Annotated in this window: 15 protein-coding genes; 2 read left to right on the top strand and 13 right to left on the bottom strand. The window is 69.3% G+C overall.

All coding sequences use genetic code 11. The features are described from left to right. Positions 1 to 23: 23 nt before the first annotated feature. The 9 genes from AncyloWKF20_RS20615 to AncyloWKF20_RS20575 form a co-directional block, all read right to left on the bottom strand. Positions 24 to 1,301, bottom strand: coding sequence for a TRAP transporter large permease subunit (locus AncyloWKF20_RS20615; RefSeq protein WP_279315808.1), 1,278 nt, complete (start codon positions 1,299 to 1,301; stop codon positions 24 to 26). Beyond that, a complete protein-coding gene (locus AncyloWKF20_RS20610; RefSeq protein WP_279315807.1) occupies positions 1,298 to 1,840 on the bottom strand; it encodes a TRAP transporter small permease in 543 nt (180 codons plus the stop codon). The genes AncyloWKF20_RS20615 and AncyloWKF20_RS20610 overlap by 4 nt, the downstream gene beginning before the upstream one ends. Further along, positions 1,833 to 2,504 carry a cyclase family protein gene (locus AncyloWKF20_RS20605; protein WP_279315806.1) on the bottom strand — a complete coding sequence of 224 codons (672 nt, stop codon included), beginning with the start codon at positions 2,502 to 2,504 and terminating at the stop codon, positions 1,833 to 1,835. The genes AncyloWKF20_RS20610 and AncyloWKF20_RS20605 overlap by 8 nt, the downstream gene beginning before the upstream one ends. 15 nt (positions 2,505 to 2,519) lie before the next feature. Continuing rightward, complete coding sequence (locus AncyloWKF20_RS20600) at positions 2,520 to 3,521, bottom strand: TRAP transporter substrate-binding protein (RefSeq protein ID WP_279315805.1); 1,002 nt, start codon at positions 3,519 to 3,521, stop codon at positions 2,520 to 2,522. Between the two features lie 71 nt (positions 3,522 to 3,592). Further along, entirely contained in the window at positions 3,593 to 4,765 is a 1,173-nt protein-coding gene (locus AncyloWKF20_RS20595) for an L-rhamnonate dehydratase (protein ID WP_279315804.1), read from the bottom strand. Positions 4,766 to 4,801: 36 nt separating this feature from the next. Beyond that, the gene (locus tag AncyloWKF20_RS20590) at positions 4,802 to 5,821 is read right to left on the bottom strand and encodes a 4-hydroxythreonine-4-phosphate dehydrogenase PdxA (RefSeq protein ID WP_279315803.1); all 1,020 of its coding nucleotides are present in this window, start codon (positions 5,819 to 5,821) and stop codon (positions 4,802 to 4,804) included. Positions 5,822 to 5,832: 11 nt separating this feature from the next. Then, a complete protein-coding gene (locus AncyloWKF20_RS20585) occupies positions 5,833 to 7,338 on the bottom strand; it encodes a tripartite tricarboxylate transporter permease (protein ID WP_279315802.1) in 1,506 nt (501 codons plus the stop codon). 12 nt (positions 7,339 to 7,350) lie between these two features. After that, the gene (locus tag AncyloWKF20_RS20580; protein WP_279315801.1) at positions 7,351 to 7,806 is read right to left on the bottom strand and encodes a tripartite tricarboxylate transporter TctB family protein; all 456 of its coding nucleotides are present in this window, start codon (positions 7,804 to 7,806) and stop codon (positions 7,351 to 7,353) included. A 173-nt stretch (positions 7,807 to 7,979) separates the two neighbouring features. Then, entirely contained in the window at positions 7,980 to 9,005 is a 1,026-nt protein-coding gene (locus tag AncyloWKF20_RS20575) for a tripartite tricarboxylate transporter substrate binding protein (protein WP_279315800.1), read from the bottom strand. 234 nt (positions 9,006 to 9,239) lie between these two features. On the opposite strand from AncyloWKF20_RS20575, the gene AncyloWKF20_RS20570 reads away from it, so the two are divergent. Continuing rightward, complete coding sequence (locus tag AncyloWKF20_RS20570; RefSeq protein ID WP_279315799.1) at positions 9,240 to 9,977, top strand: FCD domain-containing protein; 738 nt, start codon at positions 9,240 to 9,242, stop codon at positions 9,975 to 9,977. 29 nt (positions 9,978 to 10,006) lie between these two features. Here AncyloWKF20_RS20570 and AncyloWKF20_RS20565 read toward each other — a convergent pair whose 3' ends face one another. Next, positions 10,007 to 11,431, bottom strand: coding sequence for a flagellar biosynthesis protein FlgA (locus AncyloWKF20_RS20565; protein ID WP_279315798.1), 1,425 nt, complete (start codon positions 11,429 to 11,431; stop codon positions 10,007 to 10,009). A 259-nt stretch (positions 11,432 to 11,690) separates the two neighbouring features. Between AncyloWKF20_RS20565 and AncyloWKF20_RS20560 the strand changes: the two genes are divergently transcribed. Further along, positions 11,691 to 12,392: a GntR family transcriptional regulator gene (locus tag AncyloWKF20_RS20560; protein ID WP_279315797.1), complete on the top strand. Its 702-nt coding sequence runs from the start codon at positions 11,691 to 11,693 to the stop codon at positions 12,390 to 12,392. A 15-nt stretch (positions 12,393 to 12,407) separates the two neighbouring features. Here the strand turns inward: AncyloWKF20_RS20560 and AncyloWKF20_RS20555 are convergent, their stop codons facing one another. The 3 genes from AncyloWKF20_RS20555 to ptsP all read right to left on the bottom strand — a co-directional run bounded on the left by AncyloWKF20_RS20555 (position 12,408) and on the right by ptsP (position 17,747). After that, positions 12,408 to 14,153, bottom strand: coding sequence for a fructose-specific PTS transporter subunit EIIC (locus AncyloWKF20_RS20555; protein ID WP_279315796.1), 1,746 nt, complete (start codon positions 14,151 to 14,153; stop codon positions 12,408 to 12,410). Positions 14,154 to 14,226: 73 nt separating this feature from the next. Continuing rightward, positions 14,227 to 15,213: a 1-phosphofructokinase gene (pfkB, locus tag AncyloWKF20_RS20550; protein WP_279315795.1), complete on the bottom strand. Its 987-nt coding sequence runs from the start codon at positions 15,211 to 15,213 to the stop codon at positions 14,227 to 14,229. Then, on the bottom strand, positions 15,210 to 17,747 hold the full coding sequence (gene ptsP / locus AncyloWKF20_RS20545) for a phosphoenolpyruvate--protein phosphotransferase (protein WP_279315794.1): 2,538 nt from the start codon (positions 17,745 to 17,747) through the stop codon (positions 15,210 to 15,212). The genes pfkB and ptsP overlap by 4 nt, the downstream gene beginning before the upstream one ends. Positions 17,748 to 17,799 lie beyond the last annotated feature (52 nt).

Genomic DNA, 17,799 nt, shown 5'->3' with positions numbered 1-17,799 from the left:
CAGTCCTTCGCCGCGCGGCGCGGTCAGTAGAGGAAGCGCGCGGGCACCAGCACCAGCGCGGGGAACAGAGTGAGCAGCGCCAGCACGATGAGCTGGGCGATGAGGAACGGCCACACGCCCTTGATGGCGAGCGCCAGATCCACCTTGCCCACCGCCGAGACGACGTTCAGCACCGTGCCGACCGGCGGGGTGATGAGGCCGATGGCGTTGTTCATCACGAACAATACCCCGAAATAGACCGGGTCAATCCCCGACGATTTGACGAGCGGCATCAGCACCGGGGTGAGGATGAGGATGGTGGGGATGAAATCCAGCGCCGTGCCGATGATCACCACCAGCAGCATGATGACGATCATCAGCTCGATCGGGTTGTCGCGGAACGGCTCCAGCAGCGCCGTCACCTCGGCCGGGATGTTGGCGATGGCGATGAGATAGGCCGAGACCGAGGCCGCCGCGACGAGGAACATCACCGCCGCCGTGGTGCGCACCGCCATCAGCATGGCGTGGACGAGCTTGGCCGGGGTCAGCTCGCGATAGATGAAGCTGCCGACCACCACGGCATAGACCGCCGCCACCACCGCCGCCTCGGTCGGGGTGAAGATGCCGCCCTTGAGGCCGCCGATGATGATGATGGGCAGGCCGAGCGCCAGCAGCGCGTCGAGGAAGGCGCGGCCCGCCTCGCCCCAGCTTTGGCGCGGCAGGATGGCGACCTTGTCGCGCTGCGAGACGATCCACCAGGCGACGGCCAGCGCGAGGCCGAGCAGCAGGCCGGGCACGATGCCGGTGAGGAACAGCCGGGTGATCGACACGCCGCCGATCACGCCGAACACGATGTAGCCGATGGAGGGCGAGAGCACCGGGGCGATGATGCCGCCGGAGGCGATGAGGCCGGAGGAACGCCCGACATCATAGCCCGCCTGCCGCATCACCGGCAGCAGCATGGAGGCCAGCGCCGCCGTGTCGGCGATGGCCGAGCCGGACATGGAGGCGAGCAGGATGGCGGTGATGATGGCGACATAGCCGAGCCCGCCGCGCAGATGGCCGACCAGCGCCAGGCCGAGATTGACCAGCCGCCGCGACAGGCCGCCGGCATTCATCGCTTCGCCCGCCAGAAGGAAGAAGGGGATGGCGAGCAGCGGGAAGCTGTCCGCGCCATTGACCATCTGCAGCGCGATGAGCTGCCAGTCGAAGGCGCCGAGATGCCACATCAGCGCGCCGGCGGTGATGATCAGCGCAAAGGCGATGGGCATGCCGAGGAAGATCGAGCCCAGTAGGACGAGGGAGAAGATCGCGACGGTCACGACACGCCCTCCGCCACATTGGGATCCATCGCCGGACCACCGGGCCCGCCGAGGATGACCTCGATGAGATCACCGAGAATGAGCAGCGTCAGCCCCACGCCGGAAACCATCGCCGCCGCGTAGACATAGGCGGTGGACAGTTCGGACACCGGCAGCAGATTGCCGAGATTGAGCAGCGTCTGGTCATAGGCGCCGACCGCCAGCAGCACGGCGCAGGCGAGTGAGAGAAGGTCCGCGACGATGCGGCAGAGCCAGCGCCCGGCGCGCGGCAGGGCGACGACGAACATGTCGACGCCGAGATGGCCCTTCTGCCGCATCACCGTGATGGCGCCGAGGAAGGTGATCCAGACGAAAAGCAGGCGCGACATCTCGTCGGCGATGGTGATGCCGCTGTCGAAGACATAGCGCATGACGACATTGCCGAAGACCAGCACGACCATGACGCCGAGCAGGCCAACCAGCAGCAGTTCGATGCCGCGAAAGCCGAGATCGACCGCGCGCCGCAGCTGGCGGGTCTGAGGGGAGCGGGGCTCAGACATCGAGGCCCTCAATGGCGTAGATGCGCGCGGGGGCGCCGTCGGCATTGGGAATGAGCAGCGGCGCGGCGCTGAACAGAACGCGCGGGGTGCGCAGCTCGGCGGTGTTGATGACGTACTCGATCAAGGTGACACCGGCGCGCAGCAGCACGTCATGCGTGACATGCTCGGCCGAGGGCACGCTCTCGCCCTTGAGCAGCAGGCGGATCGGGTAGTCCTGCGGGAAATCGAAGGCGACCGCGCTCGGGCGGCGGGCGAGCAGCCATTCCGCCGCCTCGCGCGTCAGCCACGGCGCCTCAGTCCAGAACTCCGGCGTCTTGTAGTCGCGCCGGGCGCTCCAGCGGGTGGCGAGCAGCAGGATCTCGCCCTCCGCCCCGCCGGGATCGGCGCTCGCCAGCGCCTCCGGTCCGATGGGCGCGTCGTCGGCACAGGCCGAGAGGTCGAGCACCCGGCAGGCCCCGACCACCCGGTCCAGCGGGGTGGCCTCGATGGTCGGGGCATGGGCGACGAAATGCGCGGGCGCATCGACATGGGAGAAGCCGTGGCAGGTGGTGGCGAGGCGGGTGACCCGGAACTGGTCGCCCGCCGCGATGTCGCCCTTTACCAGGACTTCCGGCGCCCAGCGGAAATGGCTTTCCACGGGCATGCTGAGATCGACGATGCGCATCGGACCGGCCTTCCGTCAGCTCGCCGCGGCGGCGATCTGCTCGGGCAGGGTGGGCCCGAACTTGGCGATGAAGTCCGCCTTCACCTTGTCGGCGACGATGGCGCGGAAGGCGGGGATGTCGACGGTCTCGACCACCTTCATGCCGTGCTCCTTGAGCGCGGCAAGGCTGGTGCCCTCGGCATCGACGTTCATCTGCCGCTGGATCGTCGCCGCCTCGGCAGCCGCCGCGAGAATGGCGCCGCGCTGCGCTTCGGTGAGGCCGTCGAACTTCGCCTTGTTCATCACCAGCGGCGCCGTGGTGAAGGCGTGCCTGGTCAGCGAGAGGTTCTTCTGCACCTCGTAGAACTTGGCGTTGAGGATGAGCGTGACCGGGTTTTCCTGCCCGTCGATGGAGCCCATCTCCAGCGCGGTGAACAGCTCGGTGAAGGCCATCGGGGTCGGCACCGCGCCGAGCAGCTTGAACGCCTCGATATGGGCGGGGTTCGGCGTGGTGCGGATCTTCAGGCCCTTCATGTCGGCGGGCACGGTGACGGCGCGGCGGTTATTGGTGACGTTGCGCCAGCCCACCTCCCAGGTGGCGAGCGCCTTGAGGCCCGACGGTTCAAGCTGGGCGCGCAGTTCGTTGCCGATCGGCCCGTCCAGCACGCGCGCGACATGGGCGCGGTCGTGGAACAGATAGGGCAGGTCCAGCACGTTGAGCTGCGGGGCGAGGCCGGTGAAGAACGGGTTGCCGGTGAGACACAGATCGAGCGTGCCGCCGCGCGTGCCGGCGATCATGGTCTGGTCGTTGCCGAGCGCGCCATTGGCGTAGACCTCGACGATGACCGCGCCGCCGGTCTTCTCCTTGACCAGTTCGGCGAAGCGCAGTCCGGCGCGGTGCCAGGAATCGACCTCCGGGTGCGGATGGCCGAAGCGCAGCTTGATGGGCGCCTGCGCCAGCGCGCGGGAGCCGGCACCGGCGGCGGCAAGCGCGGCGGCGCCGGTGGCGAGGAAGGTACGGCGATCGAGACGGAGCATTGGCGTTTCCCCTTTATGGATGGGGGCGCGCCGTCGAGGGCGCGCCCGAGATCGTGCCGCGTTGGCGCGCGTCACTCGATGATGTTGAAGTCCTTGAGGTGCTCGTCGGACAGCTCGATGCCGAGGCCCGGCAGGTTGTCGTCGAGCTGGAGGAAGCCGTTCTCGGGCTGCGGGTCGCCCTTGAAGATGTAATAGAACAGCTCGTTGCCGACCTCGACGTCATGCACCGGGAAGAACTCGGCCATGGGCGAGGCGAGCGTCGACATGGTCAGGTGATAATTGTGCATCTGGCCGGCATGGGGGATGACCGGGATCGAATAGGCCTCGGCCAGCGCGTTGATCTTGCGGGCGGCGGTGATGCCGCCGACGCGGTTGGTGTCATACTGGATCACGTCCACCGCGCGCTGGTCGACGAGCTGCTGGAAGCCGGCCAGCGTGAACTCATGCTCGCCGCCCGAGATCGGCAGCACGCCGAGCTTGCGCAGCTCCTTGTAGCCCTCGATGTCGTCGGCGATCACCGGCTCTTCCAGCCAGCGGATGTTGAAGGGCTCGAGCAGGCGCAGCATCCGCTTGGCGTATTCGAAGGTCCAGCCCATGTAGCATTCGCACATGAGGTCACGGTCGGGGCCGATCACCTCGCGCACGGTGCGCACCAGGTCGATGTTCTTCTTCATGCCGGCCGGGCCGTCCTGCGGGCCCCAGCCGAAGCGCATCTTCACCGAGTCGAAGCCCTGATCGACATAGGACTGCGCCTCGCGGGCGAGGTCATCCAGCGGCTGGCCGTAGAGCTTGGAGGCGTAGCAGCGGATCTTCTCCTTGGTGCGCCCGCCCAGCAGCTTGAAGACCGGCTTGCCGACCTCCTTGCCCATCAGGTCCCAGATGGCGATGTCGATGGCGCTCATCGCGGTCATGCCGACGCCCTTGCGGCCCCAGGCATGCGAGCGGCGGTACATCTTCTGCCAGATATACTCGTTGTCGAACGGATCCTCGCCGATGAGCAGCGGGGCGTAATACTCGTCGATCGCCGCCTTGGTGACGCGCGGGGAGAGCGCGGCATTGCCGATGCCGACCGTGCCGTCCTCGGTCTCGATCTCGCAGACCAGCCAGCCATGGAAGCGGAAGCTGCCCATATTGTCGCCGCGCTCGAAAAGCTGGTCGGCGGCGTTGGTGCAGAAGTTGCGGGCCGGAGGGACGACCTTGCCCTTCCATTCAAAGACGCGGGTGCGGACGTTCTTGATCTTCATGGGACACACGGGGAGCGTTGGCGGAGCGGGAAGGGTTCAGGCCGCGCGCGGGGTGGCGCGGCGGGTCTGCGCCATGGCGCAGAGGATGTCGAAGGCGGCCTGGGTGGCGCCGACATTGGCTTTGCCCTCGCCATAAATGTCGAAGGCGGTGCCATGGGCGGGCGTGGCGATGGGAATGGGCAGGCCGCCATGCACGGTGACGCCGCGCGAGAAGCCCATGAGCTTCATCGCGATCTGGCCCTGGTCGTGATACATGGTGACGATAGCGTCGACCTCCTTGGCGCGCAGGAAGATCGTGTCGGCCGGGTACATGCCGATGACCGGGAAACCCTGCGCCTTTGCGGCCTCGACGGCGGGGCCGATGACGTCGATTTCCTCGCGGCCGAAGCTGCCATTGTCGCCATTATGCGGGTTGAGCCCGCACACCGCGATGCGCGGCTCGGCCACGCCCGCCTTTTGCAGCGTCGTGCTGGCGAGGCGGATGGCGCCGAGGATCTTCTCCTCGGTGATGAGGTCCGACACCTCCTTCAGCGCCACATGGCTGGTGACGCGGCTGGTCCACAGCCCGTCCAGCGTGTTGAGCTCGCCAAACGGGCCGTTGGGCTGGAGCAGTTCGGCGAACCAGTGGGTCTCGTCGGCATGGGCGAGGCCGGCCAGATGCATGGAATGCTTGTTGAGCGGGGCGAAACACACCGCATCGGTGACGCCGTCGACGGTGAGGTCGATGGCCTGTTGCAGCGTGTCGAGCGCATAGCGTCCGCCATTGGCGGTGGCGACGGCGCGCTCGAACGGGGCGTTGGCCGCGCCGCGGAAGTCCCACAGCACCGGCGTGCCGGGCGCGGTCTCGGGCGCGCGGTCATGGGCGCGCGGATCGGTGGTCAGCGTGTAGTCGAAACGCACCCCGGCGATGCGCATCCCCTCCTCCAGCTCCGCCCGGTCGGCGATGATGAGGAAGTCGGCGCGCTCGCGGTTGGCGGGGTCGCTGATGAGGCGGGCGACCAGCTCGGGACCGATGCCGGCGGGGTCGCCGAGAACGACGGCAATGCGGGGCTTCATCAGGATCTCCTTCAGGCAAGGGAGCGGCGGGCGGCCAGCCAGGCGACACAGCGCGCGGCGAGCGGCCAGAGAACGAGGGCGAAGGCGAGCGTGGTCAGCGTGCCGGCGATCGAGGTGCTCCAGAACACGCCGAGCGAGCCGTCCGAGAGGATCATCGACTGGCGGAACGCATCCTCCGCTTTGTCGCCGAGCACCATGGCGAGCACGAGCGGGGCGATGGGGTAGTCGAGCTTCTTGAAGACGTAGCCGATGACGCCGAACACCATGGCCAGCACCACGTCGAACATGCTGTTCGAGACCGTGTAGGCGCCGGTGAGGCAGACCACGATGATCAGCGGCCCGATGATGGCGAAGGGGATGCGCAGGATCGAGGAGAACAGCGGCACGGTCGCCAGCACCAGCACCACCGCCACGATATTGGCGAGGTACATGGAGGCGATGAGGCCCCAGACGAAATCATGCTGCTCGACGAAGAGCATCGGGCCGGGCTGGAGACCCCAGATCATCAGCCCGCCCATCATCACCGCCGCCGTGGCCGAGCCGGGCACGCCGAGCGCCAGCATGGGCAGCAGCGCCGAGACGCCGGCCGAGTGATCGGCCGCCTCGGGCGAGACGATGCCCTCGGGCTCGCCAGTGCCGAAATGATCGCGCCGGCGCGAGAAGCGGCGGGCGACGCCATAGGACATGAAGGAGGCCGCCGTCGGCCCGCCCGGCGTGATGCCCATCCAGCAGCCGATAATGGTCGAGCGGATCAGCGCCAGCCAGTGGCGCGGCATGGAGGCCATGGTGCGGAACACGGTCGCGAGATCGACCTTGGTGCGGATGCCGTCGAATTTCAGGCCCTGCTCGACGGTGATGAGGATCTCGCCGATGCCGAACAGGCCGATCACCGCCACGAGGAAGGTGACGCCCTTGATCAGCTGGTCGCTGCCGAAGGTGAGGCGCATCTCGCCGGACACCGTGTCCATGCCCACCGCCGCCAGCGACAGGCCGATCAGCAGCGAGGCGGCGGTCTTCAGCGGGTTGCCGCCGCCCATGCCGATGAAGCTGCAGAAGGCGAGAAGATAGACGGCGAAGTATTCCGGCGAGGAGAAGCGCAGCGCGATGCCGGCGATGGAGTTGGCGAGCAGCGTCACCAGAATCACGCCGACCAGCGCGCCGAAGCCGGCGGCGCTGAAGGCGGTGGCCAGCGCCTCGGTCGGCTTGCCGGCGCGGGCCATCGGGTAGCCGTCGAAGGTCGTGGCGACGGAGGACGGCTCGCCGGGGATGTTGAACAGGATCGACGTGGTCGAGCCGCCGAACAGCGCGCCCCAATACATGGAGGAGAGCAGGATGATGGCGCTGACCGGATCCATCGAGAAGGTCAGCGGCAGCAGCAGCGACACGCCGTTCGGCGCGCCGAGGCCGGGGAGCACGCCAACCAGGATGCCGAGCAGCACGCCACCCACCATGATGGCGATATGATAGGTGGTGAAGGCGGTCTGGAAACCGACGAGGAGCGAGGCGAAATCGGACATAGGCCAGCGTCCTCAGTAGATGCCGAGGGCGTTTTCGAGCGGTCCCTTGGCCAGCGGCACGCGGAACCAGAGCTCGAAGACGGCGAAGAACACGGCGATGACGGTGGCGGAGGTGGCGAGCGAGCGCAGCCACGGATAGCCGCCATGGCGCCGCATCATGAAGACCAGATAGGCGAAAGACGGCACGTAGCAGCCGAGCCACGGCATGACGGCGACCAGCACCGCCGTCGGGACGAAGACGGCGAGGCTGGAGGCCAGCTCCTCGCGGGAGACAAAGCTCTCCTCGCGGTCCGACTTCAGCGCCTGCAGGAAGATGCCGACGCTGACCGCGATCAGGAGGAGGCCGATGCGGAAGGGGAAATAGCCGGCGCCCGGCCCGGTCTCGCCCCAGCCCGTGTCATGGCCGAGGCTCTCCGTGGCGACGATGCCGCCAAAGATGGCGACCGCCACCGCGGTGCCGAGTTCCATCGATCGCCGTCGTGCCAGCATCGCTCAGGGTCCGGGTCATGACAGGGGGCGCGGTGTCCCGCGCGGGATAAAGGAGGTGCCGGACGGGCCGGCACCCAAGGGCTCCAGACGCGACTGGCTCGACACGAGGGGGCTGTGCCGAGAAGACTCCGCGGGAGGAGCGGCCGGCGGGCTCAGTTGACGAGCCAGCCATCCTCGGCGAACTGGACGCGGTTCTTCGCCTCGTCCTGCTTGATGGTGTCGGCGAGCGCGGCGCCGGTGACGAAGGATTCGCTCTGCGAGGTGCGGGCGAGCCAGTCCTTCCACTCGGGCGCCTGGCGCACCTTGTCGAGCACGCCCGCGTAATAGGCGACCTGCTCGTCGGTGGTGTCCTTGGGCAGCCACACGGTGCGCGGCATCTGGTAGCTTTCGAGCGGAATGCCCGCCTCGACGCAGGTCGGGATGTCGGCCCAGGACATGTTGTCGGCGACAACTTCCTTATAGGTGAGCCGCTGCGGGGCGAAGACGCAGAGCGGGCGCACCTTGCCAGCCTTCCACTGGCCGACATTCTCCTGCGGATTGTTGGTGTTGGCCTGCACATGCGCGCCGGCGAGCTGCACCGCCGCCTCGCCGCCGGACTTGAAGGGCACATAGGTGAACTTCACGCCCGCCGCTTTCTCCAGGCGCCGCACCAGGATCTGGTCGGTGTCCTTGGACTGGCTGCCGGCGACCTTGAGGCCGCCTTCCTGCGTGCGGGCGGCGGCGATGAACTCGGCCGCGGTCTTGTAGGGCGTCTCGGTGTTGGTCCACAGGATGAACTCGTCCACCGCCATGGAGGCGACGGGGCGCAGGTCGCTGCTCTGGTAGCCGACCTTGGTCACCAGCGGCAGCAGCCACTCATTATTGGTGCCGAAGACTACCTTGGTGGCGTCGCCAGCCGCGCCCTTGCCATAGACGAAGGCTTCCGAGCCGGCGCCGCCGCCCTTGTTGGAGACGACCACCGGCACGCTCATCAGCTCGTGCTTCTGGATGATCGACTGGATCAGGCGGGCGAACTGGTCGGTGCCGCCGCCGGGGCCGGAGGCGACGATGAACTCCACCGGGCGGTTCGGCTGCCAGTCGGCGGCGGCAGGAACTGAGCCGGCTACGAGACTGGTGGCGACAAGGCTGGCGGCAGCGAGGCACGCGGCCATGGGGGCCGTCGCGATGGTGAGGCGCATCGCAGATCTCCTTGGGTGGTTTCCATCCGAAACGGTCTTGGGCGCCGTTGTGAGCGCCAATCTGGCTAGGGTCGTCCAACTTGTCAACTGGACCGGTCACCAGTCCAGTAGACCAATCGCAAAAAATGTTTAGAATAATGACAGGAGCCCGCGCCGGGCTACTATTCGCGAGCGTCGCCCGCCAAGGCGCGCCACGAAACAGGCCGAGACACGACCGGGGGGACGTACACGCGCATGTTGCAGGATTTGCCGGCTCTCAAGCAGCAACTGTCCAAACGCACCATGCGCGAGCAGATCGCCGAGCGCATCGCGCATATGATCCAGTCCGGCCTGCTGCGGGTGGGCGACGAGCTGCCCAGCGAGCGCGAGCTGGCGCAGATGCTCGATGTCAGCCGCGAGACGGTACGCGGCGCGGTGCAGATGCTCGCCGCCATCGGCATGGTGGAGATTTCGCAGGGCGCGCGCACCCGCATCATCGGCACGGAAGGCTTCGGCCACTCGCAATTCGCCGACGCGACCGAGCTGTCGCGCTATGGCGCGGAAGATGTCTACCGCGCCCGCCAGTTGGTCGAAGGCTTCGTGGTGCGCGAGGCGGCGACGCGCATCGATGCCGATACGCTGCAGCGCCTCGCCGGCCTCGTCGAGGCGCAGGACGCGATGAGCGAGGATCCCGTCCGCTTCCAGATCTCCGACGCCGAGTTTCACCAGCTCATCTACCGTGCCGGCGGCAATGAGCTGCTCGCGCATTTCCTGGTCGATGCCTATGGCTACGCGCTGGCCTATCGCCGCGTGGCGCTGCTGGTGCCGGGCGCGGTGCGCGTCTCGATCGACGATCACCGCCTCATCCTCGCGGCGTTGACCGCGCATGACGCGGATGCGGCGGCAGCGGCGATGAACCGGCACATCACCCGCGTGCACGAGACCACGCTGCAGGCGATGAAGCTGCGCCCGGAGACCCGCGCCGCGCTCTGAGGCGACGACCCGCCGGGCCGCGCTCGCCATCACACCGCCTCCGCGACGCGCGCCGGTGCCGGTGCCGGTGCGCCGAAGAACAGCGCATCCTGCCGGCGACGCAGCGCCAGAAGTTCGGACCCCTCGGGCACCTCGATGTCGCCAAAGGTGATGGCCTGCCCACGCGCCACCGGCCGGGCCAGACGGCAATTGGCCGCGAGGTAGAAGGGCGCGGGCGTATCCTCCTCAAGCGGCGCGCCGGGCACCAGCTCGGCCTGCGTGCCCTCGATCGTGTGATGATGGCCGCCCATCTCCAGCACGCTGCCGGCGGCAAGATCGCGCGTTGCCCGCGCCACGAGATCGAGATGCGGGCGTGGCGCGAGACCGCCGCTGGAAGCCCCGCGCAGCGCCGCCTCCAGCACGCTGGTCGCCGCCTCGACGCCCAGCAGATGGCGGGGAATGTAGATCATCGCCGTGCGGCCACTGCGGCTCACCGGATGCCCCTTCTCCGCCAGCATGGCCCAGCTGTCCGCATCGGTGCAGCGCACCAGCACGAACACCCCGCCGGCGAAGCTCGCCTCATCCGGCGCGCGCAGGCAATGGAACACGTCGAGCCGCCGCTCGCCGGCGAGCAGACCGCCCTCCTCCGCCAGTGAGAGCACGGTGGGCACTTCCGGGATGCGGGCGATGGGGGCGTGCAGGTCCGGGCGGTCGGGCGTGAAGCCGGTGGCGTTGGCGACGACAAGAAGCTCGCACAGATCCGGCACCGCCCGCTGCGGCAAGGCGGCAGCAGCGGCGGCACGGGCCGCGACGATGTCCGCCACCGGGCGCTCGCCCAGCGCCCAGGCGTCGCGGAAGCCCGGCGCGGCCAGCGTGCGGCCATTGCTGGTGACGAGGCCGCTGGCGGCATCGAAGGTGAAGTCATATTCGCTCGACTTGCCGGCGGCGATAATCTCCAGCCCCAGCGTCTGCGCCCAGGTGATGAGGCCGATCAGCAGGCTCGGCTGGTCGCCATCCACCGGCGTCGCGACGCGCCCGCGCTCGGCCGCCAGATGCGCCAGCACCGGGCCGATGACGCTGTCCACCTCCTTGGAGACAAGGGCGAGATGGCGCCCGGCCTCGATGGCGAGGCGGGAATGGCGGGCGCCCGCCTCCGGGTGGCCGGTCGCCTCGACGACGACCTCGATGGGCAGATCGAGCACCAAAGCGAGATCATCCGCCGCGATGAAATCGCCGGCCTCATAGGCGGCTTTGGCCTCGGCGGCGCTGCGGCAGATATGGATGCGGCGCGGCGCGATGCCCACCGCCTTGAGCGAGGCGGCGGCAATGTCCGCCTCGCGGTCCACCGCCACGCGCGCCCGCATCATCGGCACGCGGAGGCCCTGCGCCAGGAAGCTGCGGCCAAAGCCGCCCGTGCCGACGATGCAGGTCTCGACCGGCGGGCGCTCAGTGGCGAAGTAGCGGTGGAAGTTCATGGCCGTCCCTTTGTCACCCGCGCGCGCCGGACTGAGGCGTGAGGCGAATCCCGCGCGGCGTTGGCGTTGCATGCAGCAGGCGACGTCCGGCCTGATGGAAACCGGTCCCCTGCCCTCTCCCAGCGATTTTTGTCGGCAATCAGCCCGCCAAAGGCAGGGCAGGAGCCTTATTCATCGCTTCTTTCCGTCATATTGAATGCAATTGTACCGATGCGTCAAGTCGGTGGACGTCAAAAGGCAGATATGAGAGACCTATTGCATGCAACTTGACGATGAAGCCCCGGACACCGCCGACGACGTCGCCACCTCCGCCTTGCCGCGCGGCCGGGCGGCGATGCGGGTGGTCGAGCGCATCCGCGACATGATCATCGCCGGCGAGCTGGCGGCCGGGGCGCGCATCTCCGAGCGCATGCTGACCGAGCGACTCGGCGTCACCCGCACGCCGCTGCGCGAGGCGTTCAAGATCCTGGAGGCGGAAGGGCTGGTGCGCATCGTGCCCAATCGGGGCGCGGAGGTGGTGGCGCTGTCGCTCGCCGAGGTCGAGGCGGCGATCGAGGTGCTGATCGGACTGGAGAGCGTGGCGGCGGAACTTGCCTGCGCGCGGGCGACGCCGGAGGAGATCGAGGCCATCGCCGGGCTGCACGCCCGCATGCTTGCGTGCCAGAGAGCGGGCGACCTGATGGGTTATTTCCACCTCAATCAGGACATTCACCAGCGCATCGTCGATGGCGCGCACAATGCGGCTCTGTCGCGGGTGTACCGCACCGAGAGCGCCCGCATCCGCCGTTACCGCTTCGCCGGCAACCGCTCACCCGAGCGCTGGGCGCGGGCGGTGGCGGAACATGCGCAGATCCTCGACGCGCTGCAGCAGCGCGAGGGCGCGCTGCTGCGGGAAATCCTGCGTACCCATCATCTCAAGGGCTGGCAGGTCACCCGCCGGACGCTGGAATCCGGCGGGTAATAAGAGGCACCGCGCTCAGGCGGCGATCGGCTTCTTCAGCACGCGCAGCAGGGCCGTGGTGACCAGCGTACCGGCGACGAGCGCGACGATGTAGCCGCCGAGATGGCTCACCGCATTGGGGATCGGCAGCACGAAGATGCCGCCATGGGGCACGCGCAGCTCGGCGCCGATGGCCATGGAGATCGCCCCGGCCACGGCAGAGCCGACCACCAGAGAAGGGATGACGCGCAGCGGGTCGCGGGCGGCGAAGGGAATGGCCCCCTCCGTCACGAAGGCGAGGCCAAGCACCGAGGCAGCGCTGCGCGCCTCGCGCTCTTCCGCCGTGAAGCGGTTGGGGAAGAGCTGGGCGGCGAGGGCGAGGGCGAGCGGGGGCGTCATGCCGGCGACCATGGCGGCGGCCATCGGCGTGTAGACCTGGCTGGCGATGAGGCCGGTGGCGAAGGTGTAGGCCGCCTTGTTGATCGGCCCGCCCATGTCGAAGGCCATCATGCCGCCGATGATGATGCCGAGAATGATGGCGCTGGTGCCCTGCATGCTGCGCAGCCATTCGGTGACGGCCGTCAGCAGCTGGGCGGTGGGACCACCGACCACGTAGATCATCAGTAGGCCGGTCAGCAGCGTGCCGAGGATCGGCAGGATCAGCACCGGCTTCAGCCCCGCAAGGTTGCGCGGCAGCTTGATGGAGCGGTTGAGGAACTCGGTGCCATAGCCGGCGATGAAGCCGGCGACGATGCCGCCGAGGAAGCCGGCGCCGAGATTGGCCGCCACCATGCCGCCGATCATGCCCGGCGCGAGACCCGGCCGGTCGGCGATGGAGAAGGCGATATAACCGGCCAGTACCGGCACCATCAGCGCGAAGGCGCCCTTGGCGCCGATCTGGAACAGGTCGTAGGCCAGCGTGCCCTTATGCGCGTCGTCATAGGCGTAGATGCCGCCGAGCGCGAAGGCGACCGCGATCAGCAGGCCGCCCGCCACCACGAAGGGCAGCATGAAGGACACGCCGGTCATCAGGTGCTTGTAGGGGCCGGTCTTCACCGCACGCTCGGCCTTGGCGGCGGCAGCGGCATCGGCGAGGCCCGCGCCGGGGGCGGCCTGCAGGCGCGCTTCCTCGAAGGCGCGGCGCACGAGGTTCTGCCCGTCGGTGATGGCCGGCTTGGTCGGCGTTTGGAAGACGCGCTTGCCGCCGAAGCGGGAGAGCTCCACCACCTTGTCGGCGGCGATGATGACGAGATCGGCGGCGGCGATTTCCTCCGCCGTCAGCGCGTCCTGCGCGCCGACCGAGCCCTGCGTCTCCACGCGGATGGAATGGCCGAGCGCCTTGGCGGCGTTCTGCAGGCCCTCGGCCGCCATGAAGGTGTGGGCGATGCCGGTCGGGCAGGAGGTGATGGCGACGATCTTCTTCGGGCCGCTCGCCGCCGGCGAGGCGGCGGGAGCGGCCGCCGGGGCGGGGACGGCCGGGTTGCTCGCGGCGCTCGCCGCCAGACGGGCGAGAACGCCGCCGGCATCGGCCAGCACGTTCGCGACGCTGTCGGTGAGGCGCGGCAGCGCGCCGAAGCGGCTCTCATCGAGATCGCCATTGCCGACCAGCAGCACCGCGCTCGCCGCGGCGATCTCATTGGCCGAGAGCCGGGCGGGCGTGCCGCGCAGCTCGACCACCAGCGCCTGGCCGAGGCTGCGCGCGGCCTTGCGCAGCGCCTCGGCGGCGAGGGTGGCGTGAACGGTCGTCTCCTGCGCGCCGATCACGGCGATCAAGGCTGTCATGATGTCCTCCCCTGCGGGCTTTTGCCCGTGTTCCGTCGGGTCTGTGCCCGGTGCGGCGATGATGGATGCGGGTTCAGGCGATGGCGGCGTGCGCGGCCGCCCAGATGGCGGCCGGCTGGATGGCGACGGCGGCGGCGATGCTCTCGATCACCGTGGCGGCGGGCAGGTTGGCGCCGGGCAGGCCGAGCTTGCCCACCGCGAAGGCGGTACCGAGCCGGGCGAGACCCTCAAGGCCGCGCCCCTCATGCAGACCCGCGACGAGACCGGCGACCATGGCGTCCCCGGCACCGACCGAGCTGCCGCCGGTGACTTCCGGCGCGCGGGCGTGCAACGCCTCGTCGGCGCTGACGAACAGCGCCCCATCGGCGCCGAGCGAGACCACGACATAGGTGATGCCGGCGGCGCAAAGGCGCTGCGCCACGGCGAGCAGGTCCGCCCGGTCATCGAGCGGGCGGCCGGCCCACACTTCCAGCTCGCGCCGGTTCGGCTTGACGAGGGTCGGCGGCGTACCGGCCAGCGCATGGGTGAGCGGCAGGCCGCTGGTGTCGAGCACCACGCGGGCGCCCTCCCCGCGCAGGCGCGCGACAAGGCGGGCATAGATGTCCGGCGGCGCCCCTTCCGGCAGGCTGCCGGAGAGCACGACCAGCCCGTACGGCCGGGCGAGACGGGCGAGATCGGCCTCGACCTCGGCGAGCGCGCTGGTCTCGGCCGGGAAGCCCGGCAGGTTCACATCCGTGGTCTCGCCGCTGCTGCGGTCGAGCAGCTTGATATTGGTGCGGGTCTCGCCCGGCACGCGGCGGAAGCGGTCGGCGATGGACTTGGCGGCGAACAGCGCCTCGAAGGGGGCGGCATTGGCGGCGCCGAGCAGGCCGGCGGCGGCGACCTTCAGCCCCCAATCGGCGAGACAGGCGGCGACGTTCACGCCCTTGCCACCCGCGTCATAGCGCACGGCGACGGCGCGGTGGACATGGCCGGGGGCCAGATGCTCCACCGTCACCGTCTGGTCGATGGCCGGGTTGAGCGTGAGGGTGACGATATCGGGCGCAGCGGCGGGGCTCATGCGTGCCCCCCGTCCAGCGCGCGCACCTCCTCGCCGCTCTCGCAGGCCAGCGCCTTTTCCGCCAGCGCGGCAAGGTCGGTCATGGAGGCGGCGCGCAGCCGCGCCTTGACGCCGGGCACCTCGCGCGGGGTCATGGAAAGCTCGCTACAGCCCAGCCCTGCCAGCAGCGCCGCCCCGAAGGGTTCGCCGGCAATGCCGCCGCACACGCCGACCCAGCGGCCATGCACGCGGGCGCCATCCACCGTCGCCTTGATGAGGCGCAGCACCGCCGGATGGAGACTGTCGACCTCCTGCGCGAGCTGCGGGTTCTGCCGGTCGATGGCGAGGGTGTACTGGGTGAGGTCGTTGGTGCCGATGGAGAAGAAGTCGGCATGCGCCGCCAGCGATTCCGCCTGGATGGCGGCGGCCGGCACCTCGATCATGATGCCGAGCGGCACGGTCGGGGCATCGAGTTCCTCGCGGATGCGCTCGCTGATCTGGCGCAAAGCGAGAAGTTCGCCGAGCGAGGTGATCATCGGGAACATGATGAGGATCTCGGCGCCGTCCTTCGCCGCGCGGTAGAGGGCGCGGAGCTGCGGCTCCAGCAAATCCGGCCGGCGCAGCAGCAGGCGGGCGCCGCGCACGCCGAGGAACGGGTTTTCCTCATGCGGCAGATTGAGATGGGCCACCTGCTTGTCGCCGCCAATATCGAGCGTGCGGACGATGAGCTGGCGCCCGCCCAGCGCCTGCGACATGGCGCGGTAGATCGCGTACTGCTCGTCCTCGCTCGGCGTGGCGCTGCGCTCGAGGAACAGGAACTCGGTGCGCATCAGCCCGACGCCTTCCGCGCCCTGCGCGAGCGCGAAGGCCGCCTGATCCGGCAGGTTGATATTGGCGCCGATGCTGATCTCGGTGCCATCGGTGGTGCGGGCCGGCAGCGCGCGGGCTTCTTCCTCGCGGGCGCGCTCGGCGGCGCGGGCGGCATCGAAAGCGCGGGCCGAGGCAAGGGCGTCCGCGTCCGGCTGGAGATAGAGCCGGCCGGCGCCGCCATCGAGAATGGCCGGCGTGCCGGAGGGCAGATCGAGCAGCGCCGCCCCGCCGCCGACCAGCGCGGGCACGCCGAGCGTGCGGGCGAGGATGGCGGTGTGCGAGGTCGGCCCGCCCTGCGCGGTGGCGATGCCGACGACGCGCGCCGGGTCGAGCCCGGCCGTGTCGGAGGGCGAGAGATCGGCGGCGACGAGAATGCAAGGCTCGTCCGGCAGGTCGCGCAGCGAGCCCGCCTTCAGCGCCGGGTCGATATGGCCGAGCACGCGCTGGCCGACATCGCGCAGATCGGCCGCGCGCGCGGCAAGCACGGGATTGCCGACACCGGCGAGTTCTTCCGCCACCTGCTCGATGACGGCGTGCCAGGCGAAGGCGACGCCATGGCCATCGACCATGAGCTGGCAGGTGCGGGTGATGAGGTCGGAATCCCCCAACAGTTCGGCCTGCGCCTTGAAGATGCCGGCATCCGTCGCGCCGAGGCGGCGGGCGGTGTCATCGGCAAGCGCCTGAAGCTGCTGGCGGGTGTGGGTCAGCGCTTCCTGAAGCAGCGCCGCGCCCTCGGTCAGGGCGACCGGGCGATCAGGGATCTCGGTCGCGCTGGCGGCGATGACATGGAGGGGAGCGATGGCGAGGCCCGGCGCGGCGGGGGCGCCGCTAAGGGCGGAAAGCCCCGCCGGCGGTGTCCAGCCGGCGCGCGCGGACTGCTTGGCACGGCTGGCGGCAACAGCCGCATCGGCCTTTTCCTGCGCGCTGAGGCTGGTGATGGTGGCACGCAGCGCGGCGAGCGCCGCCTCGTCGTCCGTGCCCTCGGCGGAAATGGTCACAGCTTCGCCCGCACGCAGGCCGAGCTGGAGCAGCGCGATAAGGTTCTTCGGGTCGGCAGCAACCGCGCCATTGCGCACGCGCAGCTGCGCGCCGAAGCGTCGGGCGGTCTCCACCCAGGCGCTCGCGGGGCGGGCATGCAGGCCGGTGGGGTAATCCACCGTCCAGTCGAAGGAGATCGCGAGATCGGTGGCCGCCTGCGCCGGCGCGGCCTGCGCGGGCTCGTCCGAGCCGAGCGCATTCGCGATCAGCGCGGCATCGTCCGTGGTGGCGAGGCGGGCCAGCAACTCGCTGTCCTGCAACAGCCGGGTCAGGCGGCGCAGCACGGTGATGTGCGTGTCGGACTGCGCGGCGATGGCGACGACGAGATGGGCGGTCTGCCCGTCATTCCACGTCACGCCCGCGGGCACCTGAAGGATGGCGAGGCCGTTCTTGCGGACGAGGTGGCGGTCCTCGCCGAGCCCGTGCGGGATGGCGACGCCATGGCCGAGGAAGGTGTTCGCCACCGCCTCGCGGCGCGCCATGCTCTGGGCATAGCCGGCCTCGACATAGCCGGCGGCGACCAGCATCTGCGCGGCCTCGGCGATGGCGGCGTCCTTGTCGGCCGGATGAGCGGCCAGACGAATCATGGTGATCGGCAGCAGCTCACTGCCGGCGGGCGACATCATTCGGGCGGCGGCGATGGACATTTGTCATCCTCCCAGAATTTTCTTTGCGTGAAGTGGTATCGTTTCCACAACG

Origin of the sequence: Ancylobacter sp. WKF20 (assembly GCF_029760895.1) — a bacterium.
Classification (GTDB): domain Bacteria; phylum Pseudomonadota; class Alphaproteobacteria; order Rhizobiales; family Xanthobacteraceae; genus Ancylobacter.
The sequence above is the reverse complement of the archived record's forward strand: the minus strand, read 5'-3'. Positions and strand labels throughout refer to the sequence as shown.

Coding starts and splice junctions, on each gene's coding strand:
- AncyloWKF20_RS20560 (WP_279315797.1), top strand. CDS start 11,691: ATGCAACTTGACGATGAAGCCCCGGACACCGCCGACGACGTCGCCACC.
- AncyloWKF20_RS20580 (WP_279315801.1), bottom strand. CDS start 7,806: ATGGAACTCGGCACCGCGGTGGCGGTCGCCATCTTTGGCGGCATCGTC.
- AncyloWKF20_RS20585 (WP_279315802.1), bottom strand. CDS start 7,338: ATGTCCGATTTCGCCTCGCTCCTCGTCGGTTTCCAGACCGCCTTCACC.
- AncyloWKF20_RS20555 (WP_279315796.1), bottom strand. CDS start 14,153: ATGACAGCCTTGATCGCCGTGATCGGCGCGCAGGAGACGACCGTTCAC.
- AncyloWKF20_RS20595 (WP_279315804.1), bottom strand. CDS start 4,765: ATGAAGATCAAGAACGTCCGCACCCGCGTCTTTGAATGGAAGGGCAAG.
- pfkB (WP_279315795.1), bottom strand. CDS start 15,213: ATGAGCCCCGCCGCTGCGCCCGATATCGTCACCCTCACGCTCAACCCG.
- AncyloWKF20_RS20570 (WP_279315799.1), top strand. CDS start 9,240: ATGTTGCAGGATTTGCCGGCTCTCAAGCAGCAACTGTCCAAACGCACC.
- AncyloWKF20_RS20605 (WP_279315806.1), bottom strand. CDS start 2,504: ATGCGCATCGTCGATCTCAGCATGCCCGTGGAAAGCCATTTCCGCTGG.
- AncyloWKF20_RS20565 (WP_279315798.1), bottom strand. CDS start 11,431: ATGAACTTCCACCGCTACTTCGCCACTGAGCGCCCGCCGGTCGAGACC.
- AncyloWKF20_RS20600 (WP_279315805.1), bottom strand. CDS start 3,521: ATGCTCCGTCTCGATCGCCGTACCTTCCTCGCCACCGGCGCCGCCGCG.
- AncyloWKF20_RS20575 (WP_279315800.1), bottom strand. CDS start 9,005: ATGCGCCTCACCATCGCGACGGCCCCCATGGCCGCGTGCCTCGCTGCC.
- AncyloWKF20_RS20590 (WP_279315803.1), bottom strand. CDS start 5,821: ATGAAGCCCCGCATTGCCGTCGTTCTCGGCGACCCCGCCGGCATCGGT.
- AncyloWKF20_RS20610 (WP_279315807.1), bottom strand. CDS start 1,840: ATGTCTGAGCCCCGCTCCCCTCAGACCCGCCAGCTGCGGCGCGCGGTC.
- ptsP (WP_279315794.1), bottom strand. CDS start 17,747: ATGTCCATCGCCGCCGCCCGAATGATGTCGCCCGCCGGCAGTGAGCTG.